This is a genomic window from Paenibacillus baimaensis, assembly GCF_025567575.1.
Genome location: NZ_JAOQIO010000094.1, coordinates 352,905 through 377,690, shown reverse-complemented (window position 1 = coordinate 377,690; position 24,786 = coordinate 352,905). Strand labels below are relative to the sequence as shown.

Below are 24,786 nucleotides of genomic sequence, written 5' to 3'. Positions count from 1 at the left end.
AATACGTCATATTCCAATAGTTTTACAGAGTTCAAACGTTCTCATATCCGTCAATAATCATCTCTAAGGCTCCTGTTTCGGCGTCCATAATAAAACCATGTACAGGAACATGAGCTGGAATCAGTGGGTGGTTACGGATAATTTTGACACTATGCGCCACACCTTCCTCCGGGCTGTTAAAGCCCCTCAGAAAACGTTCCATCCGAATACCGGAGTTTTCCAGCGTGGAGAGTACGGCATCGGAAATGCCGCCAGCACGAAATTTATCAACCATCTTTCCCGTGTCCAAGTTGGTCATACCGCAATTGGTATGTCCGATGACCAATACTTCCTGAGCTCCCATTTCATATATAGCAATCAAAATACTGCGCATGGCGCTGCCAAAGGGCTGCGTGAGAATAGCGCCGGCATTTTTAATAATTTTCGCGTCACCATTGCGAAGATTCAGTGCCTTGGGTAGTAATTCAACAAGACGTGTATCCATACAGGTCAAAATCGCTATTTTTTTATCAGGATATTTGTCCGTTAAATACTCTTCATACTGCTTCTGTTCAACAAACTGCTTATTAAATTCCAAAAAGCTAGAAACTATCGTCATATGCTCTCTCTTCTCCTTAAATCCGATTATACACTAGCGTTTCTGACTACATTAGCCATCATGGCTGCATTGGGATATTGAACCTTCTCATACTGCTGAACGACTCGCTCAATATCCACCGGTACTCGTACAATCGAAGTTTGAACAACTCCCTCTGTAATTTCCACCGTTGCATACGAAGCCATCGCCAGCTTGTCGAAGGGTAAACCTACACTACCGGTATTCATAATCATCTTACCATTTAAGTATCGAATATAAGGCTTATGGATATGTGCGTAAATAAAAATTTGCGAGCTTGCTTCCTGCATGAGCTTGGATTCAACAATAGCATCATCTGCACCTGGTAGAACAACATCAAATAGACTATCCGGCGTCGCATGGAAGGCCTTAATTGTGATTCCATCCACAGTGAGACTGAGCTCTGTCGGCAATTGGTTTAAATAATCGATATCGGCAGCCTCAAGCTGAGAAACGGTCCAATCCCTTTCCCGGTTCATCATTTCTATGGCTTTAGCTGGCACCTCTCCTTCACGAACGCCGCGGACAACCCATTCATCTGCATTTCCTTTGATAACCTCTGTGTTCAGGGATCGAACCAAATCCAGTGACCGCCTGGGCTCTGGGCCGCGATAACAAAGATCCCCCAGTACATAAATACGATCGATCTCTTTCTTTTGGATATCAGCCAACACACTGTCTAACGCAAGCGCGTTACCATGAATGTCTGCTATAAAAGCGATTTTCATTCCTTTATCCTCCTTTCTGTTTCTGTTATGGTTCTGCTCCTTTGCAGCCAACTCCTAATGATCGCGGCATTCGCTTCCGGAGTCTGACTTATCGAGTTGATCGTGATCTCGGCTTGCTCCGGCGGCTCATAGACGTCTGTAATTCCTGTAAAATGTTCAATTTGATGCTGTCGGGCCTTCCTATAAAGTCCCTTTGGATCTCTGCGTTCACACTCTTCAAGTGGACAATCGACGTAAATCTCCACAAACTGTTGGAGCTCCTTGCGAGCATATCGTCTCATTTCATGATAAGGGCTTATCGTCGAAACGACAACTGTAATTCCGTTGCGTGACAGCAGCTTGGCGATATAAACGATACGTCGAATATTTTCCATACGATCCTCGCGGGAAAATCCAAGCCCACTCCCGTACGAAGCTCATCACCATCCAAGAGCTCAACCTTCCGTTGATCCTTGCGCAGGGCATCCGTCAACGCCAATGCTGTTGTTGTTTTACCTGAACCGGATAAGCCAGTGAACCAGCATATCCAGCCTTCTTGTGCAGCTTCCTGTTTCAAGATAATACTCCTTAATGTGCAAATGACTCGGGAATCCGCTCCAACAGACTGGCTCCATAGACCGCTTGCAGCGATAACTCAGGCATATGCACATACCCGATGTAGCAACCGCATTGTTTGAGCTGACACGGCCTTTCCTTGGACAATGCAGCCAGCCCGTCCCGATATAAATGTCCGATCATTCGTTTATCCTTGTAGCAGCGTTTGACTTGTCCTGAGCCTAATACGAAGAACACATCCTGCCCCGTTCTGCACCTTCGTCCCAGGCTGGCATAGTCCGCCAGATTATGCTCAAAATACGGATCAACAGCTTGCAAAATCGCTACATCCTCAGCCGTATAATAACGAGATTTGTCTTTAAAAGCATTCACCCATAGGTAAACATCCTCAGGCAGTGATCTACGCATGGACTGAATAGCTTCAAAATACGGCTTTAGCCCCACTGTACCTACGCTGAACGAAATTCCCTGTTTATACAGCTGCATCCCCTGCGACAAAAATCTCGATTCCGTCGTTTGCTCAGGATGATAGGTTGCCCAAAAAGCGGCTTTTTCCCGATTTAATTCGGTCATCCAGTCCAGCTTGACAGACAAATTGGTTTGAACAGCCACTTTGTCCACATGCTCCATATGCGATAGTTCAACCATAGCCTCTCGGTACCAGCGATGAACCAATGCTTCACCATACGGATTGAAAAAAATCGAAAACCGTGATCCGCTTCCCGCCTGCCCCTGGATCCATCCTACAAATCGCTGCAGCTGAGCACGATCCTGAGCAAGCACCTCGGCACTATCGGTCGTTTTGCTAAAGGGACAGTAAGGACAGTCATAGTTGCACGAGGATAAAGCACCACGATAATAGAGTGTACTCATAATAACACATGCTCTTTCATTAAATCCTTGACTTCACCCGAAATAAACCAATCTCCTATAGCATCTGAATAGGCCAAGCCCTGATCCGTTAACAGAAGAATGCCATTCGCAGTTTGAGCCAAATCGCTTTTGATAAGCAGGTATAATTCCGGATAATCGTTCAATGCACCCGTCCCAAAGCGCTGCTCATAGGAAGCGAGCTCCAAACCCTCGCGATGCAGGATTGCTTTCAAAATAAATCGACGCTTCTGCTCGGCAATATTCAGCACAAATCCAAAATCCGCCTTAGTGTAATCGGTAGTAGCTACATAATCGGCAATGATGCTCTTCGTAGCCTTGTAGCTGACACCATATCGAGAAGCATAATGGACATTCCTTGTGTAGGAACGAGCGCCGCAGCCAAGCCCGATCATCCCCTCCTCCTGACAGCTGAAGGGAAGCAGCTCTTTAACAGGGGCCGCATCCGGTTTGGCAAACCTACGCATCGAATATTGGACGTATCCTGCACTCGCTAACCTATCACAGGCCGCCCGGTAACAATCCATTCGAATATCGTGTCCGCTTGCCGACACTTGTTCAGGTTTCAAGAACGTATTCTCACGTGTGTAGAGCGGATAAATAAAGATTTCCTCAGGCTCGTACGCAATTGCACTGTCCAGCGAATACAGCCACGATACCATGGTTTGCCCAGGCAATCCATAAATCAAGTCGAGATTAAGGATTGGAAAATCAGCTTGCTTCAAGAGCTCAAGCGCTCTGACAACCTCCGCTTTTTTCTGTGGACGATGTATGGCTGTCGTTTCCGTATCGGTAAAGCTCTGAATGCCCATGCTGACGCGATCCACCGTTCGCTGCTTCAGCAGCCTTATGCGGCCCTCGGTTACCGTATCCGGCGAAGTCTCAACAGATATCGAGGTTCTGCTCAAGTCCAATCCCATCACTTCTTCGGCGATCACAAACAATCGATCGAGCAGCACTTCATTCAATAAGGTCGGTGTTCCTCCGCCGATTGCAAACCGCGAAGCGGGACGATGAGTAACGAACGGTGCCCACTGGCGGGCTTGTCGTTCCAAAGCCGCAACATACTGCTCATGTACATCATCACGACGGTCAGGCAGTGTGAATAAATTGCAGAATCCGCAGCGCATTGCACAAAAAGGAATATGCATATACAAAAAGAAAGACTCACCCTGCTCCTTCTCCCATAGCTCGGACAATGATAATGGAGGATCAAGCTCGCGATAAGTTGTTTTATGAGGGTAGGCATAGAGATAGGATAAATAGGGATCAGCCATCAGCTGTTTCTTCCACAGTTCAAGATCAAGCTCTTTTTGAATAGGAAGCATGTTGTTCTCCTTTCATCACTATAATTGCGGGTCCAATATTTTTTGCAGCTCCTCTATAATACAAACTCCCTGTAAGGGACTGTCCATACAACATCGTGCGCAAGCCTGTGACCATTATAGCCACCCTCGCCAAAAGCGGTTCCGTGATCAGAACAAACGATGCAAAAAGTCGGGCCTCTGCTGCGCATGGCGTCCATAAGTGGACCAAGCTGAGCATCGACATAACGCAATGCGGCTCTTTGGGTTTCGGGCGAATCCTGTCTCGCGCCAGGCACAAAGTAATGATTAGGACCATGGATAGCCGATACATTCATAAACAAAAACAAACGTTGCTCCCGGTCATACTTGCCAATCAGCTTCAATGCATGGTTCACCTGGTGCTCGGTAGATCGGGGTTGAGTAACGCCAAAGGTTTGACGCCAATAGCTTTCCTGAAAATAGGACGGAAGCACTTTGGCTAAGGGTACTTTTTTTGTAAAAAAAATAACGCCCCCGATACAAATCGTCCGATATCCGGCGGATTGTAAACCCGATACGATATCGGGCGTATCAAATAACCAGGTATTCGGCTGTGTCTTGAGTCCTGTTCCTTTGGAATGAAATAACCGCGTATGCTCCCTTTTATTCGTCGTTGCCGGTGTCGGCAAAAAACCTCCAAAAAAAGCATGATGAGCGGCATAAGTGAAGCTTCCTGGCGTGTGCCTCTTCTCCCAAGAGCCTGATCCACATAGATTCGGACAGTTGTGCTCCTCGAGCTTGGCTACATCATAACGTAAAGTGTCCAGTGTAATAAAGAGAATGTCATGTGTGCCAACAATCTCGTTCATATTGATCATACAGATTTCATCCTTTATAGATACAAGTCATTTCCCATTCATAGGTGCTGCATCCGTTAAATTGCACATCATATACAAGATCACCGAACGGGTTGATGTCAGCGATGTATGGCTTAAGGGAGTCACGTGATAACAGAACATCGATGCCCGCAACGAAGGAAGATGGGAATAGAGCCATCGTTGCCTGAGCAATCTCTTCAATACGATCGATAGTTTCCGGTGTAAGGCCTATGTCAGCAGGGTCTGCACGATCATTGCGCAAATGCAGATTGGTGATGGGTGTACGACTCAGACGGGCAACCCTGTGACAAGCCTGCCCACCTACAACCAGCTGACGAATGTCAAATACTTGCTTGTGCAGCGCAGCTGGTGCAGAAGCTTTCTCAATCCAGCGCTCGACATGAACACCCTGCTCACATAGCCAATTCACAATAGTTTTGATGATTGTGGTATCGGTATATTTTCTTAATGAGCCTGCGTTATAGTAGACGGGTTGCTGGTCACGATACTCCTGACCAATCGTCGTAACCATAACCTCGGCACCCGTGGATGGATTTATCTGATAAGCCGCTATACCTGATGCCGAAGAGCCAAAGGCCAGCTTAATAAAAACACGGTGCATTCGACCGGTCCGCATAGCTTCCCTAAGCTCTTCATAATTACCGATGCTGCCCAGAGCTGCAGGTATGGGCGGGACCGGAACACCATGAGCTGTGAGAAGCTGATGACAGCGGCGTTTATCAAACATCAGGGCAATTTCTGCCGGGTCATTCATCCAACGAACGGATGGCGACAGCGCTTCGGCCTGCTGCTTGATCTGGTGCAGGAGTCTACAGAAACCACGAAACCATTGGGCAGGGTGGTAAATGCGTCCCTGCTCCTGAATAAGATAACGCGCCTCTTGTGGGGAAATCCGTGCTGCAGTACTTAAATGGTGCAGCGGATGAAAGGCATCTAAAGCAGCAGCGGATTGATATAAAGCCTCTGTTGATGGATCCATTCGATTCCCTTCCTCCGCACACACCGCTCCAAGCGCAATCAGCTCCCGTTCTACTTCGAATTGCTCGCCAGGAGAATCGAGGCGAATTAGAGGCAGTTGCTTGCCGTCCTGTAAATAAGGCCGTAATAACTCTCCTGGACTTCCCTTATACCTCAACCAATCGAGATAGGAAATGAGATGAGCTGGAGGAAGTCCAAGACGGGTACGAGCCTTTTGTAAGAAAGACGTTCTTTTATTCCCTGGATTTCCGATAACAATCAGCTGACGGTTCGTTTCCAAGCAGTTCGACACTTTACTCAGTTACTGCCGGATAACGCCAATCATCCTCATCGGCACCACCCTGCTCGTCACTAACATCAACCTGAATGCCTGATTCCTTCCAACGCTTGATCATCGCTTCAGACATGTAATGATAACTTAAATTGAGGAATGAGAGCTTTTGAATCCGGCTGCTGACAAGGAGAGCTTCCGCTCCGATATCGCTTAAAGTTCCTTGTGATAAATCAAGGGTATGAAGTTGGTCCAATATGGGAGCATCCGCGATCGCAATCGCAATTTCATCTTGAATTTCACTGTTCTTCAGACCCAGATAAGTAAGCTTGGGGAACAGCGCTTTGCTCATAAATGGTTTCAGATCGTCCAGGCTGCCATTCCATCCATAATTGTCAACGCCCAAATATAATTCCAGCTTTTTTAATTCCGGCAGCTCGGCAGTCTGGATGTCTTGGATCACTTCCAGAGGCAGTCCCCCACATATGATTATAAGCTCCTCCAGGTGAGCATGCTTTAGCTGAGTCAGCCGCAGACCCTCGCTGCCTTGAACGGTAAAGGACTGCAGCTTCGGATAAGCGTCCAGCAGCGGTGTGAGATCGGATTGCTTGATCCAGGAAATCTCACACTCTTCCCCTTCCATATCGCCAATAAACAGCTTTGTCAAATTCGGAAATTGCTCACGCGCCTGAATAATGGCCTGTGCCAAAGCACTTGAATCATTCTCGTAAGCATCCCCCCAGGAGCCTATAATCAAGGAATGCAGCTCTCGACTTTCTGGTTTGACGGCAAGTTCCTCAATTAATTTTTCCATCGTCTGACCTTGTTCGTGATCATCATAGTCAAGCACTAATCGGACTTCAGTCATTAATAGTACCTCCTTGGAAATGCGGTTTTTGAACTCTGAAATACGGTGTTGCTTCTATTTATGTTACCTGCTGATCATCTGCAAATCAAATTTTACCAATCTCGCTGCCACCTCTACAGCTGATCGATAATATCGCTCGCTATTAAGGAAGCCATATAGGGTCTGCTGCTCGCCGCGCGATCTCCGGCTGAACCATGCAAGTAGACACCGAGAGCGGCCGATTGCGTGGCTGACATGCCTTGAGCGAGCAGTCCGGCTATGATTCCTGCCAACACATCTCCTGTACCTCCAGTAGCCATTCCCGCGTTACCGGTACGATTAATGTATATCTCACCTTCTGGAGTAGCGACAACAGTTCGCGCACCTTTGAGAACTAGGGTAACGCCAAACTTCCAGGCAAAGGAGCGTGCGGTTTCAATTCGGTCTCCTTGAATTTCAGGAATCGATTTACCGCACAGACGAGCCATTTCTCCGGGATGTGGTGTCAAAATAACAGGAGCCGATCGCCGCGACAGGGCATCTAGTCCGATGGAGGTACCCAGCATATTCAAAGCATCAGCATCCAGAACAAGCGGGCAAGTTGTATGTTCCCAGATGTCCCGGAGCCAATGGGTATCATTGTCAAAGCGTCCTATACCCGGTCCGAACACGATCGCGGCCTTATTTGCTGCCAGCTCAAGGATCCATTGTGTGGAAATCTTCCCCCAATCACCACGGCCTTCATCAGCCATGCCTCGCATCATAATCTCTGGAATTTGTCCCAGCATCCCATCAAGCAGACTTTCTGGCAGCGCCCAGGTCACCAAGCCACTTCCTGCTCGCAGGGCTGCTTTGGAGCACAATAAACCTGCACCACTCATAGAGCGGCTCCCTGCAGCGACAAGTACATGCCCGAAGGTACCTTTATTGGAATTGGAAGCACGCCGTCTATAGCTGCTCAGACCCAGTGTATCCGAGAGCAGTGGCTCTTCAATTCGGTAAGTACGAACCTTCAATTGTTCGGCTGCAGATTGCGGGATTCCGATAGAACGAACACTCACACGCCCTGCCTGCTCTACACCTGGCTCCTGCTCCAGTCCACGCTTGGGGAAGGCTAATGCAATGGTGCAGGTGGCGCGAATACAAGCATCATGCACATACCCTGTGTTCGGATCCAGCCCACTTGGAATATCGACAGCATAGATAGGAAGGTCGCTCTCATTAGCCTCTAGAATAAGTTTTGCAACGACTTCACGCGGCGCTCCACGGCTGCCTGTGCCCAGTAATGCGTCGATAATCAAATCATAGCTGTGCCATTGAACACATAATTCTGCGTAAGTAGAGGAAGGAATCCGCAAATTATGGACGATATCTCTCTGTACTGCCGCTTCATCCACAAAGCCTGCTGGATCTGTCGCGTAGATGATTTCCGCCTTATGTCCAGCTTCCTGTAAATGCCTGGCAGCGACAAGTCCATCCGCACCATTGTTGCCTTTGCCAACCAACACTGCAATACGTTGAAGCCGCTCACCTGCATAAAGCGATACCTCCTCGGCAACCGCTCTTCCTGCGTTTTCCATCAGCACCATAGCCGGGATGCCGATTTGTTCTATCGTATATTGATCAATAGCTCTCATTTCCTGCGAATTGACGACATACATGCTTGTTGCCCCTCCTCTGTAACATCAATCCTCGTAATAGGCCAATACTGAGCTCTCGCTAATACATGTACCTGTACTGGTTCCCTCAAAAATTTCTTTCATCGAGCCAGGTTTATCGAAATTAAACACATAAATGGGTAAATGAAAGTCCCGTGCCAATATAAAAGCTGATTGATCCATAACCCGCAAATCATGGCTAATCACATCATTGTAATGCAGTGACTTGTACTTCTGCGCATCCTTATGAAGCTTTGGATCCTGATTATAAACACCATCCACACCCTGCTTGGCAACCAGAATCGCTTCACAGTTTACCTCGATGGCTCTTTGCACTGAGGGATAATCCGTCGTGACATATGGCTGTCCATTACCACCTGCAAAAATCACGATAAAACCCTTTTCCAAATGGTGAATGGCTTTTAAACGAATATAAGGCTCGGCTACGGAGGTAACCGGAATTGCTGCCATCACTCTGACCTCAGAGCTGGTTTTGGCTTTAAGAACGCCTCTGAGCATCAGACTGTTAATCACAGTTGCCAAAGTGCCGATATTGTCAGCCTCTGCTCGTTCAATGCCCCAATTTTCACCCATATTTCCACGAAATATATTACCCCCGCCAATCACGAGGCAAACCTCGACGCCCATACGCAATACCGTCATAATTTCATTGGCTATATGCTCAAGCCGCTCAGGATCAAAACCAAATTCACTCTTGCCAGCAACGGCCCCGCCGCTAAGCTTGATCAAAATTCTTTTATACTTCACTAACCATGCACCTCCAAAAAATTTTCATACTGCTCGGGCGCTGCTGATTGTTAAGGGTACATAAAAATAAAAGACACTCAAGCAATAAATGCCTGTAGTGTCTCCAATGGAATATAAAAGGGAATGAAAGGAATATGAATACAAATAGCCTTGCTCCACACGACTTTATCCCATATGGCTTCAGAAGGCTATCCATAGTCCCACACCTTTCCCGCTTGACGAATTCGTATATTATTTATTGTAAATTGAAGCTTATAAAACGTCAAATTTTGCTTGTTGATTGTCATATTGAATCTTCCAATCAAGATGTCAATAACCTGATTATGTCATTCGATTTTGAGATATGATAATCTCCATGTTATGATTAATACGAAGAAACTGTACCATCTGTTCAAAATAGCTTAATGAGGGGACAACGATGATAGGTCTAAATTTGGTCATGATTTTGGTATTACTATTAGCAACAGCATTTTTTGTTGCCGCAGAATTTGCATTTCTCAAAATCCGCCCAAGCCGGGTAGATCAGCTCGTTACCGAAGGAAACAAGAAGGCTCGATCCGTTAAACGTGTGATTAGTAATTTGGATGGGTATTTATCCGCATGCCAATTAGGCATCACCATCACGGCACTCGGTCTCGGTTGGCTCGGTGAACCGACCGTAGAGTTAATTTTACATCCACTTATCGGACCTATCGGGCTTCCTTCTCAGGTCGAAGCCACACTCTCCTTCCTGATCGCTTTTGGACTCGTCACCTACTTTCATGTCGTACTGGGTGAATTGGCTCCCAAATCGATAGCCATCCAAAAAGCGGAATCCATCAGCTTCATGCTGGCGGCACCTATGATCGGGTTCTACAAAATCATGTATCCGTTTATTTGGCTGCTGAATGGCTCAGCTACTCAATTTATCAGACTGTTCGGCATGAGACCTGCGAATGAGCATGAGGATGCCCACTCTGAGGAAGAACTGCGGATTATTTTGAGCGAAAGTCTGGAAAGCGGAGAAATTAACCAAACCGAATACGGTTACGTAAGCAGGATCTTTGAGTTTGATGAGCTGAAAGCCAGAGAAATCATGGTCCCCCGCACCGAAATGGTCTGCTTATTCCTAAATAATACCCTTGAAGAAAACATGAATATAATTAAAGAAGAGCAATACACTCGATTCCCGGTCGCTGGAGAAAGTAAGGATGACATTATCGGGATGATCAATACGAAGCAATTTTTCTTAAAATATATCGATACTCCCCAAATCAACCTGCTTGATCTGATCAATCCGGTTGTGTCTGTACCTGAATCCATGCCTGTCAAATCTTTGCTCAAAGAAATGCAGAAGCAAAATGCCCACATTGTCATGCTGCTTGACGAATACGGCGGGACGGCAGGCATGATTACGATTGAAGATGTGCTGGAGGAAATCGTCGGAGAAATCCGTGATGAGTTCGACTCGGAGGAACGGCCAGAGATAGAGCGTATGGGTGATCAGCGTATTATTGTCGATGGCAAGGTACCTATTGGAGACATCAATGACATTTTCGGCAGCGATTTGGATCAAAGCGAATTGGATACCATCGGCGGCTGGCTGTATGCCAAGCATCCGCTTTTAAGAGAAGGCATGGAATGGGAATTTGATGTCCTGCACTTCAAGATTTTGAAAAAAGACGGACTGAGCTTTCGCAAAATTGAAATCAAACCGCTTGGCAAAAAAGAACCGATTTCTATTGATCACAAATGAATTGAATAGATGGCAAAAAGAGCCTGATCTCATCTGAGATTTGGCTCTTTTTTAGGTATGCGGATAAATCCCCTGTTAGGTTGACTAAGGCAGAAAATATAACAAAATCATAAAGAAATGCAGAATCGATCCACCAAGCACAAACATATGCCATACAGCATGGTGATAAGGAAAGCTTCTCCACACATAAAACACCGTGCCGAGCGTATACAACAGACCGCCAATGACAAGCAAGGTCATACCTGCCGTGGGGAGTGCCGCAGACATCGGATTCCAGAGAAACACAACAATCCAGCCCATCGCAATGTAGATCAAGGTCGAGGTAAACAAAAATTTTTTGGTGAAAAACGCTTTAAATACGACCCCTGCCGCGGCGATTGCCCATATCATAATTAACAATGCCCAACCGAGCGTTCCATGAATAACCGTTAGCAAGATCGGCGTGTACGTCCCGGCAATGAATACATAGATGAAGGAATGATCCAGCACTTCAAATACATCCTTGGCTCTACCCGCAGGAAGGCTGTGAAGCATGGTCGATGCGACATACAGCAGCAGCATGCTTACGCCATAGATTGTGAAGCTGGTTACGTGCCAGGCTGTTCCCTTTGAAGCAGCAAACACAATCAACACGACAAGTCCAACCAAGCTAAGTAAACTCCCGATACCGTGTGTAACGGCATTTGCAAGCTCTTCTCTTTTGCTATACGTATGTGTCATTGCCATCTGTGGATCGCCTCCTTTATTATGTTAAAGGGTCCAATTGAACCGCAGCCTGCTTGCCGCTCAGTTGAATGCCGGTTTGCTTGCGCCCTGCAAGCTTTAAATCGTCTATCAGGCTCTCCAGCAGCGTCTTGGCCTCTGGTCCTTCCTTACCCTGGATACGTACGACCAGCAGCACCGCATCTCCGGATTTGAGGATACGTTCCGCCTGTTGTTTTTTCGTATCATAATCATGAGCTTCAATATGCGGAGTCAGCCGGATTTCCTTCACCTTGGGAGCTTGCTCCCGCTTACGCTGCTGCTGCGCCTCTTCCCTCGCCTTACCCGCGCCCACCAGCTTGCAAGGCGGCGGACTGCTCATCATCGATGTGCATACCAAATCCACTTTAAGCTTCTTGGCGAGTGCTAATGCATGTGAGGTTGGCATCACGCCCAGGTCCTCACCATCGATTCCGGTTAGCTGCACCTCGGATGCTTTTATCTTTTCATTCATGATCATTAGGCAACCACCTGAACTTTCGTTATAATGAGTAAGCATATCAAATTGAAGGGAGCTTATCCATGAGCCAAAAAGAATTGGAAGAGCAGCTTATCCGCAATTACCAGCGCGACGAATCGTTGATGGTTCATATCTTTGCCCAATGGTGCGTTAATCACGACCTCGACCCTGCCGATCTGTACAGACGTGCCTATCCTGAGCAAGAAGCGAATCCATTATTGCAGCAAGTTCAAGATTTGATCGTGCCGAAGGAAGAAGCCGGCGATATTCCTGATGAAACCTTGCTCGGTGTCTTATCGTTGTTCGGTAATGAGGAGCTTGCTTTTATTGTAACCGAAGAAATCGCACGACGCAGCCAACGATCCGAATAATTTTTTACAGAAATAGCTAACTTCGATAAGCCTTCACTTTCATGATTATTGCCGATGCAGCTTACGATATTCATGTGGCGTCAGCTTGGTCAGCTTTTTAAACATACGTCCAAAATGGGCGATATTCTCAAAGCCGACACTATCGGCGATATCAATGATTTTACGGGTAGATTCACGAAGCAGTAATTGAGCCTCACGAATTCGCGTCATATTTACATACTCTATAAAGGTAAAGCCGGTTATTTCTTTAAAGGTACGACTCATATAATACGGACTCATATAGAATTGCTCCGACATACCTGAAAGCGTCATCGGCTGCGCATAGTTTTTATTAATGTATTGGACGATCTCCGAGATTTTGCGATGCAAGGGGCTCGCGTGCTCGAAAGGCGCTGCTTCGTTGCGCTCCGCATAACGGCTGGAGAACAGCAGCAGCTCTACCAGCAGCAGCTTGATATAGGTTTCAAAGCCGGTTGCTTTCTCCTTGAGCTCCTTATCGAGCTTATCCAGCACGGAGCGCGTAAATATCTGGTCCTGCAGCTTGAGGCTGAGTACATGCGCAGGCTGCTCAAACACATTAAATAATGAAGGATGATATAAGGATTGATCCTTGTCGATAAACTTATCGCTAAAATTGATCACAACCCGTTCATGTCCCGGCTCTCCGACATCTGAGGTTTTGTGAACATCATATTTATTAATAAATACCAGATCACCCGGGCCGATCAAGTAAGAACGGTCTTTAATGAAATAGGTCCGGTGACCTGATAGCAAATAATAGATTTCATAAGTGCTGTGAAAATGGTTATTTCGCTCAAACAGCTCCGTGCGTTTAATATGCTGCATATAAAAATCGCCTTCCTCTGACCCATAGGTAAGGGAAACCGTCTCGCTCATCTTGCTTCACCGCTTTCTATCCTAGCTGCTAACCCCTCTATTGTAACAGAAAGAACGGTTCGATCATAGCAAGATATGCATACAAGGAGATAAAACAGACAAAATAGGTAAAGATTATAAACTGATTTTGCGTTATGATCGAGTTACTCAATTATTGAAGGAGGCTCTATTCATGAGCACATATCAACCCATTGTCGACGCTCTGCAAAAAGGCAGTGTAGACGGCATCGAAATCCCTGCCAGCTTTAAAGTGTATCCGCATTCATTTGCCGAATCCGGTGCCGTTAAAATCGTCCTAGTTAAACATGAAGCGACCAAATATTTGGTTTCCATTGGTTCTGGTCCCCTATTCGATGAGTTGCAAGGTGAAATTGAAGGCGGCGCCAAAATCAGTCCGTTGACCCATGAGAACCGTCTCGTAATTAACAAATTTTTTGACTATACCGTACCGCGTGCATTTGGTACACAGGTTGCAACGATTGGTCTGGGCGACCGTCTTGGTATTGCTTCCCCAGGACATATCAAAACTGTTAAAGGCCATGATATCCGTCCGATTCTGGCTCAACAAAGCATCCGTGAGTTGAATCTCACCGGTCGTGATTACAAGCAAGTGGTTGATGCGGCATGCTTCGCTGTATTCCAGGAAGGCTACAAAGACGGCTTTGGTGCTGACGGCGATCACTTGAAAGTTGAAGCAGATATTGAACTGGCACTTGGTCTTGGCTTTACGATGCTGACACTGGATTGCTCTGAATATATCGATAATTCTATTGAAGGCTTATCTGCTGATGAACAGGCGGACAAGTATGCTCAGCTTCCAGAAGCAACGCGCAATCACTATGAAAACCGTTACCTGAATGAAAGCTTTCAAGTAGCTGGCTCCTCTGTAACTTTTGACAAAGCAACCTTGATCAAGAACGTATTGATCTATGGTCCTGCCGTTGATTTTATGGAGCATATTTACAACACCTATATTAAAAATGCCGGTCGTGAGATCGACTTTGAAATTTCAATTGATGAGACTGCGACACCAACAGATCCGGAATCCCACTTTTTGGTGGCCAAGGAACTGTATGCCCGCGGCTTAACGATTTACAGCATGGCCCCGCGCTTTATCGGTGAATTCCAAAAGGGAATCGACTACATCGGTGATATCGCAAAATTTGAGGAAGAACTGATCATCCATGCCGGAATTGCTGATGATTTTGGTTACAAGCTGAGTATTCACTCAGGCAGTGACAAATTCAGCGTATTCCCATTGATCGGCAAGCACACCAAAGGACGCTTCCATATCAAGACTGCCGGTACGAACTGGCTCGAAGCTGTCAGAACTGTAGCCAAAGTGAAGCCGGACCTGTACCGTAAGATGCACCAATACGCTTTGGATCATTTTGAAGAAGCAACTGTTTACTACCATGTTACGACCGATCTAAGCAAAATTGTTCCACTTAATCAAGTTGCCGATGCAGATTTGGCCGATGTATATATGAACGAGAACAATGCGCGTCAAGTAATTCACATTACGTACGGAATTTTGCTGCAAGCGAAGGATGCACAAGGTAATTCCCTGTTCAAGGACGAGTTCTTCAGCACATTGAATGAGCAAGAGGATGCTTTTGAGCAGTCGCTGATCTCCCATATCGGCAAGCATTTGGAGCTCTTAGGTAAATAATCATATCTGAATAAGGCGGTGTACAGGCTCATGAAGAAATTTTTAGATGAAAACTTTTTGCTAACGAATGAAACGGCCGTTCGCTTGTATCACGATTATGCAAAAAAACAGCCGATTATCGATTACCATTGTCACTTAAGCCCGCAAGAAATTTATGAGAACAAAACATTCAAGAACTTAACTGAAGCTTGGTTGTATGGCGATCATTACAAGTGGAAAGCTATGCGCGCGAATGGTGCTACGGAAAACCTGGTAACAGGCGGCGAAGGCACGAGCGATTACGACCGTTTTCTGGAATGGGCCAAGACTGTTCCGATGACTATCGGTAACCCGCTTTATCATTGGTCACACCTGGAGCTTCAGCGTTTCTTCGGCGTCTACGATCTGATCAACGAAAAGAATGCACCTGCAATCTGGGAAACTGTTAACGCGCAATTGAACGGAGAAGGCTTTGGAGCCAGAGATCTGATCAAAAAGTCTGACGTCAGAGTGATCTGCACCACTGATGATCCGACCGACTCCTTGGAGTATCATATTAAAATCAAGGAATTAAATGATTTTGACGTTGCTGTCCTCCCTTCCTTCCGTCCGGATAAAGGTCTGGAAATTAACCGTCCTACCTTCGTTCCTTGGGTACAGAAGCTGGCTGAAGTTGCCGGACAACCGATTGGTGATTACGATCAGCTCTTGACTGCTCTCGAATCCCGGGTTCGTTTCTTTGACTCCATCGGCGGGCGCGTTTCCGACCATGCCTTGGACTATGTTGCCTATGCAGACACGACCAAGGAGCAGGCAGCAGCCATATTTGCCAAAGCGCTTCAAGGGGCTTCCGTAAGTCTTGAAGAAGAAAAACAATACAAAACGTACACGCTCGTATTTTTGGGTAAGCTTTACTCCGAGCTCGGATGGGCCATGCAGTTCCATATTAATGCACACCGTAACAACAATGTACGGATGTTCAATAAATTGGGTCCCGATACCGGTTTCGATTCCATTAACGACAGCTCAACGGCACAACCGATTGTTCGTCTGCTTGATGCATTGGATAGCGACGATGCCTTGCCAAGAACGATTTTGTATTCCTTGAATCCTAAAGATCATTATGTGTTGGGTTCGATTATCGGGAGCTTCCAAGGCGGAGGTATTCCGGGGAAAGTTCAACTGGGTGCAGCCTGGTGGTTCCTCGATACAAAGGATGGTATGCTGGAGCAAATGCAGGCATTGGCCAATCTTGGCCTGCTGAGCCGTTTTGTCGGGATGCTTACAGATTCGAGAAGCTTCCTGTCTTATACGAGACATGAATACTTCAGAAGAATTCTGTGCGATATGATTGGAAAATGGGTGGAAGATGGCGAAGCTCCAAACGATATCGAGCTGCTGTCCAGTATGATTGAAAATATTTGCTATAACAATGCCAACCAATACTTTGGTTTTGGCAAATAAAAAAGCTTGTGCTGCACGATACTTGAAAGTTGCGGGTATCGTGGCAGGCTGTGCCGCACAAGCATCGTGAAATAAGACTGTCGCAATTTGATATGCTCCCCTTTAAGTAGACAGGTTTTTTTAAAAAACCGGCTACTTAAAGGGGAGTATTTCTTTGTCAAAGAAGAAAAAGCAATACGCGCGCTCTACCCCTCAGCATGTGGCTGAGAACCTGCTAAAACGAGAGTTCCACGGCAATAACCTTATTTCCTATGTACTGGGGCATTCGAACAACAACAAACTGGTATTTGAAACGCTGGACCAGGCGCTTGGGGCTGTACCGGGCTTTTTATAATAATGAGCGATTTCAGGCAAAATTAAACGACCTCAGTCCCGTGGAATTCAGGGCTAAGGCCGCCTACCAGACATAAGGACATATTTTTCAAGCCTTTTCGTTTTTCAGACCATCTTAGCTTTCCACAATATTAGAATCATTTCTCTTCGCTCTTTGCCAATCTTGCATGTATTTTCCCAAGCAATCGATCCATGACAACCGGCTTGGTATCGAAATCATCGCATCCCGCTTGGTATGCTTCCTTTTCATCTCCTGCCATTGCATGAGCTGTTAAAGCGATGATCGGAATACCCTTCGTTTCAGGAGAATTCTTGAGCATTCGGGTTGCCTCCCACCCATCCATAACAGGCAAACTCATATCCATCAAAATCAGATCAGGGTGTTCCTTCATCGCCAAATCAACGCCTTGCTTGCCGTCTTCAGCTGTGATAACCTGATACCCTTTGCGGGTCAGACGCCGAGACAGCATATCGCGATTCATCTCATTATCTTCGACCAGAAGAATAATATTCATAGGGATTAAAGCCTCCTAATTCTACGTAATAGATCAACTTCGAGCTTGCCAAGCGCTGTGTTGGCTAGCTATTCTTATTCGCGGTGGTAGTAATGAATTGGCGAATTTCCGCCAGCAACGATTTGTGATTAAACGATCCTTTTTGAATGACGCTCTTCACATAACCGTTCAACTTTAACCGATCTTCCGCTGTGATTGTCTTGGCGGTTAACACCACAATCGGAATTTCGCTCCAAGCATCCTGTTTACGAAGCTCTGCAACGAATTGAAAGCCGTCCATTTCCGGCATCATCAAGTCAAGTAAAATCAATGTAGGTATTTCTCTGGCGATACAATCCAAAGCGATACGACCATTTCCAGCTTGAGTAACCGCATACCCCTCTTTATGCAACAGCTTTGTCATCAATTCGCTTGTCGTCGCATCATCCTCAATCACCAGAACAGATTGCAAGGCACGATTCGAGACATACTTGTCCATCACATCGATCAGCCGTTCCCGCTGCACCGGCTTCGTCAGAAATTCGGAAGCGCCGAGCGTGTAACCCAAGTGTTTATCATTTGTCATCGACCAAATTACGACGGGGATGTCCTGCAGTTCCGGATCGCTCTTAAGTGCCGACAATACGCTCCACCCATCCATACTTGGCATGAGGATATCCAGACAGATCACCTTGGGGCGAAGCTTCTTGGTCAGACGAAGCCCTTCCTGACCGCTTTCGGCAAATGCCATTGTCCATCCCTCTTTGTCGAGATATCGTCGCATCAATTGCTGGTTGAAGGGCTCGTCATCGATGAGCAGAATGCTCACTTGACTGGCTTCTTCTTCCTTCTCGCGATAGGCTACAGACGGTTCCTCGATCTCCTGTCCGGCGGGAGAAACAGGAAGCCAGCACGTAAATGTACTGCCAGACCCAAGTTCGCTTTCGACAGAAATTTCGCCCCCCATGATGTTGCAGAAGCTTTGACTGATGGCTAGCCCAAGACCGGTGCCTCCATATTTGCGTGTCGTCGAGGAATCAGCTTGTGTGAAAGGCTGAAAAAGCTTTTCCACTTGCTCGGGTGTCATACCAATTCCCGAATCCTTGATACGGAAGCAGTAACCCGATTTGTTATCTCTTGTTTCGCGGTATACATCGAAGTCGATCGTGCCATCCTTTGTAAATTTGCTTGCATTGCTTAACAAATTGATTAAAATTTGCCGCAGCTTCGTCACATCTGTTGTCATCTCGCTTTCTATACTGCGAGTTTCCAACTGATTTCCATTGCCTTCAATAAGTGGTCTGACCGTCGTCATCACATCCTGAATCAAATCCGTCAAATCGCAGGTCTCGAAGTACATCTCCATTTTGCCAGCCTCGATTTTCGAGATATCCAAAATATCGTTGATCAGGGCGAGCAGATGGTTACCCGATTTGCTGATTTTCCCAAGATCCTCCACAAATGTTGGCTCGCCAAGTTCTTCCGCTTCTTCCTTCAGCATTTCGCTGTATCCAATGATAGCATTGAGCGGTGTTCGCAGTTCGTGACTCATATTGGCTAGAAACTGGCTTTTGACCCTGTTCGCCTTGATGGCTTCATCATGGGCTTTCTCCAGCTGGGATGTGCGTTCCGCCACCAATTCCTCCAAATGGTCGTTCAACTGCCGTAGCTCCTGATTTATGATATAAATTTCATCTGTTTTTTCCTGAATTTCCGAGTCTTTATGGGAAAACCGTTTGGAGATAAATATCCCGAGCAGAGACAACCCAAGCGTAAACAATGTACCTCCTGAGATGAAATAAGCCAGCCACTTTTGCTCCAGGACCCTACCGGAGGATAAAGCCAATTTATCTCCAAAATGAAAGTTGGCTGCCATCATTCCCGTATAATGCATGCCAACGATCGCGGCGCCCATTATTAAACCACTTCCGAGCTTTTTCCAAACTTCACTGCGATCTCCTCCTTTGTGAAAATAAAACGACAACCATAATGCAGCGTTGGAGGCCGCAATTGCGATAACGATGGAAAGTGCAAAGTAGAAAGGATTATACGTGATATCGACCTGCAAAGCAGCCATTCCAATGTAATGCATCGCTGAAATGCCAACGGCAAGCAGCATGCCGCCGCCAAGCAATTGACGCAATGTCAGATGACTGCGACCAACAACATTTAAAGCAATGAAGGACGCGGTGATCGCTACCACCACGGACAACAGAACAAGCCAAAGATCATAAGTGACCGGAACAGATAATGAAAAAGCAAGCATTCCAACGAAATGCATCGACCAGATGCCCATCCCCATGGCAACTGCGCCGAACAGGAGCCACAACCATCGGTTTCTCCCTTGAGATGTGCTGATTCTCCCTGCCAAATCAAGAACGGTATAGGAAGCAACAACAGCTACGACGTAAGAAAAAACGACAAGTACCGTATCGTACGAGCCATGAACATGTTCCACTCGACATCCCTCACTTCAATATGTAAAAAATAACTATACTCGAAAATAAGATCCATTCTAAATGATACAACAACGATTTGAAACATTTATGAAACTGCCTCGAACCGTTCTCAACGGGACAAAAAAGGCTTTTTCCACAGTGTCAGCAGACAAAGGTTGGCTATATATAGTAGCCTTGAATCTCCTTCCAATCGTTGTCCATCAAATTATCGAGCTGTCCCTTTGTTTCGAGGCCTTCTGCAATCAATTCCATATTCAGATGCTGTGCCATCGAAATAATTGTAGCCACAATTGCTGTATCGTTCTTGTTCACGGTAATATTCCGGATAAAAGTACGGTCTAATTTGAGCTTGTTAATGAGGGAATAGGTTTAAAAAACTGAGCGAACTGTAAGCCCGTGCCAAAATCATCCAAACTGATCCGGATTCAAACCCGGTTTCCTCAACGCCGGATATAGGCAACCAGATTGGATTGATAGAATTGCTTTGATAGAATTGCTGGGACGATAAATTAACCGAAACGGGGATGAGTGGCATCCTGCCTCATGTCACTCCCGCATTTGCCGGCAAGCTTCTCGCAATACCCAGGTCCCCAAATCATAAATCATTCCTGTCTCTTCCGCAATGGGGATGAACATACTTGGAGATAATATACCTCTGGTTGGATGCTTCAATCGTGACAGAGGCTTCAACCCCGATCATTAGATTATCCCACTGTTCGAATCTGCGGCTGGTAGTAGAGCAGAAACTCGTCGCGTTCGGTGGCTGACCATCGGCGTTTCTGGATCGAATAGCGGGGATCCAGATCCACTTCCTGACGAAGCATCTTTTTCAGAAGCTCATATTGCTTTTCTTCCGAGCATCGATCTTCCAAGCGATCATAGAGACGCATCAGTTCAAAATGACAGAACTACAGCCAGCCAAAAGATCTCAGCGTTCGCAGACGCTCTACGGTAAGATGCCCTCTCCATTCGCATTCACCTGCAGTGCTGACAGCGAGCCAGCTTATCGGCCACCCTCCGTCTGGCTGCTGCTGGCTAACCAAATAAGAGAGATGCCGTTCTATGTCTGAGGTGGAGACCACTTGTGCGGCATAGCTGTTCGGGGATGGCACCCAATCCAGCACTTTGTGCACGTATCCCTCGGCTTCAGTATCCCGTTCAATAATGTCCGGTTGAGCCAGCCACTTTTGAATAGATGTTAAATGTGCTGCTGCCCGTTCATACTCTGGTGTATGCTCCAGAAACGAGATCCACTGCACGCCGTCATGATAATCAGAAGGCAAGCCCTTGTTCATCTCCTTCCAAATAAAATCCGTCGCGTTCTGAAACCACTTCTCTTCATAAATATCGGTTAAAACTGATTGCTTGTATAGCAGGCCCATGATACGTCCTGTCGGGTTCATATGAGCCTGACTGTCCTGATCCGTGTTCCACCATGGTGCGTGAGGATAATCGTTAATATGGCAGAAAGCCAACGGAAAGCCCCCTGTTGGTATGCTATTCGCTTGTAAAAAGCCGATCACCCCTTTCAGTATGGAAGGGTCAAAGCATTCGATCTCGTCCATGAGGATCAATGCTGATTCAGTCGGGACAGGCTGACTGTGTGGGCTGCGTATATCCGGCTCAAGCCCTTGCCCAAACCCTCCATCCGGGTTCTGATAAGCAGCCAATGCGGCTAATACAGCTTCTTTTGAACCATTTTCAAAAAAATATTCGAACCGTCGCCGATCCAATAATCGTCCATTTTGATATATAAATAATTTAGCTTGAACTAATAAATCCGAGGGTACACGCATAGCTGACAGCTCCTTTTTACGAAAAATATCATACACAGTCTTAAGTTGTATCGATTTCATATTGCTGATACAGCTGTTTAGCTAGCTGACCAATCTTCTGACGCAATATCTCTGGCTCCATAACCTCTGCATGCAAGCCTATCGAAAAAAAGAACCGTATCGCCCACTCCCATTCGGATGCCGGACATGCAAAGTCAATTTCCCATACGTCATCGCTGATCCATCGGACCATCTCACCAATGTGGGCATCCTGTTCTACGACCAGCATTCCTTTGTAAGTAAGCCTGGCCACTATTCTTATCGGATTATTGTCCGCAGGAGTTGCATTGCGCGCTGTGACGTGTCCAGGTTCACACTGGAGTTGTTTTGGAGGGTCCATTTCCTTAATCCTGTCAAACCGATCTACCCGAAACAAACGGTCCTCCTGATGAGTTAAGGAATACGCCTCACAGTACCAGAACCCATTGGCTGCATATACCCGTTTGGGTAACAAGTGGAGCCAACGTTGGTGGTTCGAAGAACGATAGAAAACTTCCAGCCATCTGGATTCCGACATCAAAGCCAGTAGTGACGTCAAATGTGGAGTTTTAAAGCTGCGTGCAGGCACTTCCATTTCCAGCTTCTCCAGAATCGGTTCAATCTGCTTAAGGATAGTCTCGGGAATCAAGGCTCGAATTTTGTCCATGATAGTAAATCGCGCTTGATTAAAAGGTGTATCCGCCATTCGGATCATTGCCTTTAATGCAAAAAGTACAGTTAACGCTTCCTGCGTATCCATTTGCAGAGGAGGCAACTGGAAGCCTTCCATCAGACGAAACCCACCCTTAGGCCCGGCCACCGCATACAGTGGGATTCCCATCTCGGATAATGCCTGCATATCTCGTAAGATGGTTCTTTTCGAGATTTCAAACTTGTCTGCTAACGATTGTGCCGTTTCGTTTCGCTGCTGCAGCGCGATCAGAATCGCCATCAATCTATCTAATCTTCTCAGAAACTGTTCCTCCTTCAACATCATTACCGTAAGAAGTACAGTGAATATACCCGCTATGTGGTCGAGCGCTCGCAATCGGTTTTCATTCCTGCACATCCAGCATACCATTCGATTGGTGACATCATAGATGTCATCATTAACGAAGTCCATATAAGAAAACCTCCATCGAGGCCTTTCAAAGATGAGCGACCGCGGTTCAGAGGTAGGTTTTCTTGAAACATAAGAATCCTTCAGCTCCGCTGAAAACTTATAAATTCTTATGTTATAAGAAAAGCTTCTGATCGGAGCCTATTCGGTGAAGATACATTCGTGTTATAAATGTTGCTTTTCTTGCGAGATATCTCTAAAAAAAATAGCCGTGGCACTAAAGCTCACAGGCTACATCCTTCTCATCATCCGTCTGTACCCATAATAATCGATCCACACTGCTAACAGAACGCCCACCGCGTATCGAACTAAATCCAGCTTTAGAAAACCTTGTCCCAATATTAAAGCTCCAATAAAGGTATGTCTGATCTCATTAATCCAATCTGCCTGATACAGTTGGCTAAATTCAATGGCACAACAAAAGATCAAACTAATCATAACAGCAACGATCAAAGGTTTGTCTATAAATATAAATCGAAATCCAAAATAAATCATGCTTGCCCAGCATACATCTCCGGCATGCTCCACAATAAATACAGGCAACGCCTCGGGAAATTGTCGGGAACCCATCCCCAACAGGATTACGATCAGAATTGAGCTTATATAAAAAATTCTTGCCTTCATTGCATTCAACTCACTTTTGGTTAGTTAGATCTCGATGACAATCCTGCCGCGAATTCGGCCATCCAAAATTTTCTCGGTATACACTGGAATCTCTGTCAAACGTATCCTGCTGCTGCCAATCTGATTCAGCTTTCCACTTGATTTTAAATCTACGGCAATTTGTTCCCATAAGGGGTACCTTCGTTCAATGGGATAGTGAACCGAATCAATTCCGAGCAAATTCGCACCACGTAAAATAAAAGGATGCACCGTTGTCGGAAGATCGCCCCCTCCTGTCAGCCCACTTACAGCCACTGAGCCGCCATACTGCAAGGATGCGAGAATATAGGCAAGCGAGCTGCCACCTACTGGATCAACAGCAGCGGCCCATGCCTGCTTCTCAAGCGGTCTGCGAGACGCCGGATTGAGCGCTTCCCGGCTGATGATCTCACTCGCACCCAAGCTCCGCAAGTAGTCATGTTCCGCTTCCTTGCCTGTGGAAGCTGCCACCTGATAGCCGCGTGCGGCCAGCAGGGCAACCGCAAAGCTGCCAACACCACCTGTGGCACCGGTAACCAGTACGGTTCCACGCTGCGGATTCAGCCCATTATACTCCAGACGTTCAATGGATAACGCGGCTGTCAGACCGGCTGTACCAATCATCATCGCTTCGTCCAGCTCCAATGCAGGAGGAAGCGGCACAACCCAATCGGCAGGGACGCGGGCAATGCTGCTGAAACCACCGCTATGGGATACTCCGAGGCCAAATCCGGTTACGATCACCTTCTGATCTGTGGAAAATCGCGAATCCGTCGAAGACAAGACGGTACCTGCAAGATCGATACCTGGTATGTGCAAATAGCTGCGAACGATACCGCCATTCGCCATACAAGCCAGACCATCTTTATAGTTCAAGCTGGAATAGTGCACACGGATCACAACTTCGCCCTGTGATAGATCCTCCAGCTTCATCTCCTGCAAACCGATCTTGAAATCATCCCCCTGCTTATCAACTACCAGCGCTTCAAAGCTGTTAGTGTCCATAACAAACCTCCCTATAGTTTTTCGTGCATTGGAATTTAATGTACCTACAGTTCAAATCAGATAACTTTATATATGGTAATTA

24 protein-coding genes and 2 pseudogenes are annotated in these 24,786 nt (G+C 46.4%); 6 read left to right on the top strand and 20 right to left on the bottom strand.

Going from position 1 to position 24,786, the window contains the following annotated elements:
* Positions 1-31: 31 nt before the first annotated feature.
* From OB236_RS25445 to pyrH, 10 genes and pseudogenes are all read right to left on the bottom strand, one after another.
* The gene (locus OB236_RS25445) at positions 32-598 is read right to left on the bottom strand and encodes a beta-class carbonic anhydrase (protein WP_262686432.1); all 567 of its coding nucleotides are present in this window, start codon (positions 596-598) and stop codon (positions 32-34) included.
* Positions 599-624: 26 nt separating this feature from the next.
* Positions 625-1,344, bottom strand: coding sequence for a metallophosphoesterase family protein (locus tag OB236_RS25440; RefSeq protein WP_262686431.1), 720 nt, complete (start codon positions 1,342-1,344; stop codon positions 625-627).
* Positions 1,341-1,816 (bottom strand): annotated as a pseudogene (gene cysC, locus OB236_RS25435) (adenylyl-sulfate kinase). The gene OB236_RS25440 and the pseudogene cysC overlap by 4 nt, the downstream one beginning before the upstream one ends.
* Positions 1,817-1,911: 95 nt before the next feature.
* Positions 1,912-2,775, bottom strand: a complete 864-nt coding sequence (locus OB236_RS25430) for an STM4011 family radical SAM protein (protein ID WP_262686621.1) — start codon at positions 2,773-2,775, stop codon at positions 1,912-1,914.
* Positions 2,769-4,118, bottom strand: coding sequence for an STM4012 family radical SAM protein (locus tag OB236_RS25425; RefSeq protein ID WP_262686429.1), 1,350 nt, complete (start codon positions 4,116-4,118; stop codon positions 2,769-2,771). Before OB236_RS25425 ends, OB236_RS25430 begins: the two co-directional genes overlap by 7 nt.
* Positions 4,119-4,171: 53 nt before the next feature.
* On the bottom strand, positions 4,172-4,954 hold the full coding sequence (locus tag OB236_RS25420; protein ID WP_262686427.1) for an STM4013/SEN3800 family hydrolase: 783 nt from the start codon (positions 4,952-4,954) through the stop codon (positions 4,172-4,174).
* Positions 4,955-4,961: 7 nt separating this feature from the next.
* Complete coding sequence (locus tag OB236_RS25415; RefSeq protein WP_262686426.1) at positions 4,962-6,233, bottom strand: STM4014 family protein; 1,272 nt, start codon at positions 6,231-6,233, stop codon at positions 4,962-4,964.
* A 13-nt stretch (positions 6,234-6,246) separates the two neighbouring features.
* A complete protein-coding gene (locus OB236_RS25410) occupies positions 6,247-7,092 on the bottom strand; it encodes an STM4015 family protein (RefSeq protein ID WP_262686425.1) in 846 nt (281 codons plus the stop codon).
* 113 nt (positions 7,093-7,205) lie between these two features.
* Positions 7,206-8,732: an NAD(P)H-hydrate dehydratase gene (locus tag OB236_RS25405; protein WP_262686423.1), complete on the bottom strand. Its 1,527-nt coding sequence runs from the start codon at positions 8,730-8,732 to the stop codon at positions 7,206-7,208.
* A gap of 24 nt (positions 8,733-8,756) precedes the next feature.
* The gene (gene pyrH, locus OB236_RS25400) at positions 8,757-9,497 is read right to left on the bottom strand and encodes a UMP kinase (protein WP_076237893.1); all 741 of its coding nucleotides are present in this window, start codon (positions 9,495-9,497) and stop codon (positions 8,757-8,759) included.
* A 418-nt stretch (positions 9,498-9,915) separates the two neighbouring features.
* Between pyrH and OB236_RS25395 the strand changes: the two genes are divergently transcribed.
* Positions 9,916-11,232: a hemolysin family protein gene (locus OB236_RS25395; RefSeq protein WP_262686420.1), complete on the top strand. Its 1,317-nt coding sequence runs from the start codon at positions 9,916-9,918 to the stop codon at positions 11,230-11,232.
* An 84-nt stretch (positions 11,233-11,316) separates the two neighbouring features.
* Here the strand turns inward: OB236_RS25395 and trhA are convergent, their stop codons facing one another.
* Both trhA and infC read right to left on the bottom strand, forming a co-directional pair.
* Positions 11,317-11,958: a PAQR family membrane homeostasis protein TrhA gene (gene trhA / locus OB236_RS25390; RefSeq protein WP_076237891.1), complete on the bottom strand. Its 642-nt coding sequence runs from the start codon at positions 11,956-11,958 to the stop codon at positions 11,317-11,319.
* Positions 11,959-11,977: 19 nt separating this feature from the next.
* Entirely contained in the window at positions 11,978-12,454 is a 477-nt protein-coding gene (gene infC / locus OB236_RS25385; protein WP_262686416.1) for a translation initiation factor IF-3, read from the bottom strand.
* Positions 12,455-12,516: 62 nt separating this feature from the next.
* On the opposite strand from infC, the gene OB236_RS25380 reads away from it, so the two are divergent.
* Positions 12,517-12,825, top strand: coding sequence for a hypothetical protein (locus tag OB236_RS25380; RefSeq protein WP_076237889.1), 309 nt, complete (start codon positions 12,517-12,519; stop codon positions 12,823-12,825).
* A 45-nt stretch (positions 12,826-12,870) separates the two neighbouring features.
* Here OB236_RS25380 and OB236_RS25375 read toward each other — a convergent pair whose 3' ends face one another.
* On the bottom strand, positions 12,871-13,722 hold the full coding sequence (locus tag OB236_RS25375) for an AraC family transcriptional regulator (protein WP_262686414.1): 852 nt from the start codon (positions 13,720-13,722) through the stop codon (positions 12,871-12,873).
* Positions 13,723-13,894: 172 nt separating this feature from the next.
* Here OB236_RS25375 and OB236_RS25370 point away from each other — a divergent pair, with 172 nt between their 5' ends.
* From OB236_RS25370 to OB236_RS40155, 4 genes are all read left to right on the top strand, one after another.
* Positions 13,895-15,394, top strand: a complete 1,500-nt coding sequence (locus tag OB236_RS25370; protein ID WP_262686413.1) for a tagaturonate epimerase family protein — start codon at positions 13,895-13,897, stop codon at positions 15,392-15,394.
* Between the two features lie 30 nt (positions 15,395-15,424).
* A complete protein-coding gene (gene uxaC / locus OB236_RS25365; RefSeq protein WP_262686412.1) occupies positions 15,425-16,837 on the top strand; it encodes a glucuronate isomerase in 1,413 nt (470 codons plus the stop codon).
* A 154-nt stretch (positions 16,838-16,991) separates the two neighbouring features.
* Entirely contained in the window at positions 16,992-17,171 is a 180-nt protein-coding gene (locus tag OB236_RS25360) for a hypothetical protein (protein WP_262686411.1), read from the top strand.
* Positions 17,125-17,247, top strand: coding sequence for an IS3 family transposase (locus OB236_RS40155; RefSeq protein ID WP_408638513.1), 123 nt, complete (start codon positions 17,125-17,127; stop codon positions 17,245-17,247). The genes OB236_RS25360 and OB236_RS40155 overlap by 47 nt, the downstream gene beginning before the upstream one ends.
* A gap of 60 nt (positions 17,248-17,307) precedes the next feature.
* On the opposite strand, the gene OB236_RS25355 is transcribed toward OB236_RS40155, so the two are convergent.
* The 7 genes and pseudogenes from OB236_RS25355 to OB236_RS25320 all read right to left on the bottom strand — a co-directional run bounded on the left by OB236_RS25355 (position 17,308) and on the right by OB236_RS25320 (position 24,704).
* Positions 17,308-17,685, bottom strand: a complete 378-nt coding sequence (locus tag OB236_RS25355) for a response regulator (protein WP_076237884.1) — start codon at positions 17,683-17,685, stop codon at positions 17,308-17,310.
* Between the two features lie 64 nt (positions 17,686-17,749).
* Positions 17,750-20,122: an MHYT domain-containing protein gene (locus OB236_RS25350; protein WP_262686410.1), complete on the bottom strand. Its 2,373-nt coding sequence runs from the start codon at positions 20,120-20,122 to the stop codon at positions 17,750-17,752.
* Positions 20,123-20,179: 57 nt separating this feature from the next.
* Positions 20,180-20,863, bottom strand: a pseudogene (locus tag OB236_RS40150) (EAL domain-containing protein); the annotation flags it as partial.
* 168 nt (positions 20,864-21,031) lie between these two features.
* Entirely contained in the window at positions 21,032-21,919 is an 888-nt protein-coding gene (locus tag OB236_RS25335) for a prenyltransferase/squalene oxidase repeat-containing protein (protein WP_262686408.1), read from the bottom strand.
* 40 nt (positions 21,920-21,959) lie between these two features.
* On the bottom strand, positions 21,960-23,060 hold the full coding sequence (locus OB236_RS25330; protein WP_262686407.1) for a helix-turn-helix transcriptional regulator: 1,101 nt from the start codon (positions 23,058-23,060) through the stop codon (positions 21,960-21,962).
* Between the two features lie 228 nt (positions 23,061-23,288).
* Positions 23,289-23,681: a ribosomal maturation YjgA family protein gene (locus OB236_RS25325; RefSeq protein WP_262686406.1), complete on the bottom strand. Its 393-nt coding sequence runs from the start codon at positions 23,679-23,681 to the stop codon at positions 23,289-23,291.
* Between the two features lie 24 nt (positions 23,682-23,705).
* Positions 23,706-24,704, bottom strand: a complete 999-nt coding sequence (locus tag OB236_RS25320; protein ID WP_262686405.1) for an acrylyl-CoA reductase family protein — start codon at positions 24,702-24,704, stop codon at positions 23,706-23,708.
* Positions 24,705-24,786: the final 82 nt, after the last annotated feature.